This window comes from Mitsuaria sp. TWR114 (assembly GCF_007997345.1).
Genome location: NZ_VOSR01000499.1, coordinates 1 through 1812 on the forward strand (window position 1 = coordinate 1; position 1812 = coordinate 1812).

Genomic DNA, 1812 nt, shown 5'->3' on the forward strand with positions numbered 1-1812 from the left:
TCGATCACCTTGGCCAGGCCCTCGGTGGTCTCGCCGAAGAACTCGGTCGCGGCATGCACCACCGAATCCTGGTCGTAGGTGTCGTCCTCGCCTTCGGCCGCCAGCGCGGGGAACACCGCCAGGCCCGGCGGCAACACCAGCCCCGCGGCGGCATAACGCCCCAGGCGGCCCAGCGCGTCGCGTCGCGCCGGCGCGCTCGGCGCCTCGTTCAGCTCCATCGGACCTTCGGTCGAAAAGTCTTGGCGGTCATGGCGATTCATGCGGATCTCCGGGTAAGTCTGGATGGCGTCGGGCAATCGCGTCGCCCGGCGCGTTCCTGGTCCGGCGGGCAAACACAGTGCCCGCTCTACGAACCGATGGATGCTACCCCCGGGCGTGACAAACGGCGTGCGCGCCGCGGCGGCACCCCGATACACTCGGCCTCACGCCGTCGAGAGGGACCGAATCCACAACAAGGAGCGGCGATGCATGCAAACAGCAGTCATGACAAGAGTGCATCAAGGAGGACATGCAGTGAGCAGTGATCTGCCCCGTCTGGCGCGCGCGCTGGAGTACCTGGACATGGCCTCGGCGCTTTACGTCGCCGGCGGCGCGGACCATTCCGCGCAGTTGCTGGCAGCCGCCGGGGAACGCCTGCTCGGCGACCTGGCCCGCCTGATCCAATCGCCCGAGCACGGCCACGAGGTCCAGCAGTTGCTGCCCGCCTGACGCAGCAGCATGTGCCGCCGCAGGTGCCGGAAGTCGCCGGGCACAACCAGTCGCGGCAGCTGCAGGCGATGCTGGCCCGCCAGGAATCGCCCGAATCGACCGAGCTCCGCCAGGCCACCTCCGCGCTGCTGCGCGCCTCGTGGTACCTGCTGGAGACGATGGGCCTGGAGCCGCTGGCGCCCTCGCGCCTGCACCAGGCGATCGAGAAGAGCACCATCTACGCCGAGCTCTGAGCTCGCGCCACCCCCACCGAGCGACAACATGAGCTCCGCCGAACGCCGTCATTTCTCCCGCATCGCGTTCGCCGGGCCGGCGCAGCTGGTGACGGTCGAGCAGCGCCTGCCGGTGCAGGTGCTGGACCTGTCGCTCAAGGGCGCGCTGCTGCTGTTGCCGGGGTCCTCGGACGTCGAGCCCGGGGAGCTGTGCCTGCTGGACCTGCCGCTCGCGCCGCATGAGGGGCGCATCACGATGGCGGCGCAGCTCGCCCATGTGAATGGCGACCGCGCCGGGCTGCTCTGCCTGGGCATCGACCTGGAGAGCATCACTCACCTGCGCCGCGTCATCGAGCTCAACCTGGGCGACGCAGCGCTGGCCGAGCGCGACTTCAAGGCGCTGGTGGCGCCCTGAGGGGCGACGGGACCAGCGGGACTTCGTCGGGCGCTGGCCCTCACCCCTGCCCTCTCCCGCAAGCGGGAGAGGGAGCCACACCGCCGTTCACTCGGCGATGAATTTCCTCAGCACCGCGAAGGCCGCGGTCGGGTCGTCGCGCCATGCGCCGTGGCCCACGCCGGGGAAGCGCGCCAGCTGACGCCACTGCGGCGGCAGCGCGTCGTGGATCTCCAGCGCATCCTCCAGCGGGCAGACGGGATCGTCCTCGCCCACCATCACCAGCACCGGGCAGCGGGCCTGCTCCAGGCCCCGCAGCAGGCCCAGGTCCTGTTTCTCGCCGCCGACGAAGTGCAGCAGGATGTCCAGGTTCACCAGCGTGCGGCCGCTGGCCTCAGGATCGGCGGCCGGACGGGTGTTGTAGAGGTGGCGCACCCCGGACCAGTAGGCCTCGAAGGTTTCGCGCGACGGTTGGCTCCAGAAGGCCTGCGCCAGCGC

Annotated in this window: 4 protein-coding genes and 1 pseudogene; 3 read left to right on the forward strand and 2 right to left on the reverse strand. The window is 70.3% G+C overall.

From position 1 onward, the window contains the following. A pseudogene (locus FUT87_RS17690) lies at positions 1-260 on the reverse strand (hypothetical protein); the annotation flags it as partial. A 253-nt stretch (positions 261-513) separates the two neighbouring features. Here FUT87_RS17690 and FUT87_RS17695 point away from each other — a divergent pair. The 3 genes from FUT87_RS17695 to FUT87_RS17705 are packed head-to-tail and all read left to right on the forward strand — an operon-like array spanning position 514 to position 1335. Beyond that, positions 514-708 carry a hypothetical protein gene (locus FUT87_RS17695; protein ID WP_147241863.1) on the forward strand — a complete coding sequence of 65 codons (195 nt, stop codon included), beginning with the start codon at positions 514-516 and terminating at the stop codon, positions 706-708. An 11-nt stretch (positions 709-719) separates the two neighbouring features. Continuing rightward, on the forward strand, positions 720-941 hold the full coding sequence (locus tag FUT87_RS17700; RefSeq protein ID WP_147241864.1) for a hypothetical protein: 222 nt from the start codon (positions 720-722) through the stop codon (positions 939-941). 28 nt (positions 942-969) lie between these two features. Beyond that, positions 970-1335: a PilZ domain-containing protein gene (locus FUT87_RS17705; protein ID WP_147241865.1), complete on the forward strand. Its 366-nt coding sequence runs from the start codon at positions 970-972 to the stop codon at positions 1333-1335. Between the two features lie 87 nt (positions 1336-1422). Here FUT87_RS17705 and FUT87_RS17710 read toward each other — a convergent pair. Beyond that, the coding region (locus FUT87_RS17710; protein ID WP_147241866.1) for an alpha/beta fold hydrolase at positions 1423-1812 on the reverse strand (390 nt) is incomplete at its 5' end.

What these genes read in the sequence shown, in the direction of transcription:
- FUT87_RS17705 (WP_147241865.1), top strand. Translation starts at nt 970, where the DNA reads ATGAGCTCCGCCGAACGCCGTCATTTCTCCCGCATCGCGTTCGCCGGG.